Here is a 1,378-nt window from a genome sequence, read left to right on the forward strand (position 1 = left end):
CGCGCAAGTCCTTATGGTCGAGCTCGTACATGAGGGCGAGCAGCTCGCTCAGCTCGCCACGCCGCCGACCGCGCGCTTGTGTTTCCGAGCCATCTTCTCGATGATCGGCAGCAAACGAATCGCCCACCGGTTGATCGACGAATGGTCGACCGACACGCCGCGCTCTTGCATCATCTCCTCGAGGTGTCGGTAACTCAGCGGGTAGGCCGCATATCAACGGATGCAGACCAGGATCACATCCATCGGAAAGCGCATCCCTTTGAAGTTGAGCATATCGATTCGTCCAGGGTTCGGGCGCCGCAGTTTACCTGATTGGGCCGTCGACATTCGCTAATGCGACAGAACCTTTCCAGTTCGCTTCGTTAAAATCTCAGATCAAATCGCCTTCATTAACAAGTCCACCATCCACCAAATAGTGTGACGATGGGAGCGCAGCCGTAGCGGCTGCATGCTCACGGACAGCGGTACTATTCGCGGCATCGATCATGGTTTTTCGGTCCATTACGGCGCCAGGGCCGCAGGTTGCTTGATGAGGCACTCGGCGGGGATTCCCAGTCCTTCGTGCAAGCGCCAGATCATCGCAAGCGTCAGCGGACGAGTACCGCTTAAAATCTCGTAGACTCGATTCAAGCGACCAATCATAGGTTGCAGGTCTTTCGGAGTCAGGCCTTTCTGCTCCATCCTGAACTTGATCGCATCAATTGGATTTGGCAGCTCCATGGGAAAGTGCTTTGATTCATAAGCTTCTACCAGCGTGGCCAGCACGTCGAGGCGATCGCCGTCGGGAGTGCCCAGTTCGGCGGACATCAGGCCGTCAATCTCGCTGAGAGCTGCCGTATGATCAGCGGGGGTCTTGATAGGTTTGATTTCCATTTGCAACCTCACTTAGACTGTCTGAGCATCGATGGCGTCATACTGCTTGTGCGTACCGATGAACTTGATAAATACGATGCCGTGCGGGTAATTGATCGACGTGATGAGTCGGTACTTGTTGCCAGCGATATTGAATACGACACGTCCATTTTTTAGGATGCTGGCAGTTCCGAAGTCAGCTTTTACGTCTGTCGGCGATGACCAACGCGCTTTTACGACAAACCCATACCAGGTTGTTAGCGGCGTCTTAGCGTCCGCGTATGTTGGCTGCTCGTAGAACGATTTTATGGTCGGAAGTGAGAGTATTCGCATGCATGTATATTAGTCCCAAAATGGGACTCATGCAAGTTTTTCTTTCGGTTTGTGGGGTGCACACCCGGCACGCCGCGACGTTCTCTGGTAGGTCGTCCTGTTCGAATGGCAACGCATCAAACAAGAATCATTTCTCTGCGCGCACATCTATAGGCGGACTGCAAGGAAGTACTCTTGGGGCAGTGCCTTCCCG

Annotated in this window: 2 protein-coding genes and 1 pseudogene; all 3 read right to left on the bottom strand. The window is 53.8% G+C overall.

What is annotated here, in order from left to right; genetic code table 11:
• Positions 1 to 63: 63 nt before the first annotated feature.
• Positions 64 to 273 (bottom strand): annotated as a pseudogene (locus tag ACHAC9_RS24385) (IS6 family transposase); the annotation flags it as partial.
• A gap of 228 nt (positions 274 to 501) precedes the next feature.
• A complete protein-coding gene (locus ACHAC9_RS24390) occupies positions 502 to 879 on the bottom strand; it encodes a helix-turn-helix domain-containing protein (protein WP_435764384.1) in 378 nt (125 codons plus the stop codon).
• A 6-nt stretch (positions 880 to 885) separates the two neighbouring features.
• Positions 886 to 1,185 carry a type II toxin-antitoxin system HigB family toxin gene (locus ACHAC9_RS24395; RefSeq protein WP_435764382.1) on the bottom strand — a complete coding sequence of 100 codons (300 nt, stop codon included), beginning with the start codon at positions 1,183 to 1,185 and terminating at the stop codon, positions 886 to 888.
• Positions 1,186 to 1,378: the final 193 nt, after the last annotated feature.

The organism is Massilia sp. CMS3.1, from assembly GCF_051262535.1.
In the GTDB taxonomy this organism is placed as follows: Bacteria; Pseudomonadota; Gammaproteobacteria; order Burkholderiales; family Burkholderiaceae_D; genus Telluria.

Bases quoted from the DNA above. Each gene is read 5' to 3' on its own strand.
- ACHAC9_RS24395 (WP_435764382.1), bottom strand. From the start codon at position 1,185: ATGCGAATACTCTCACTTCCGACCATAAAATCGTTCTACGAGCAGCCA.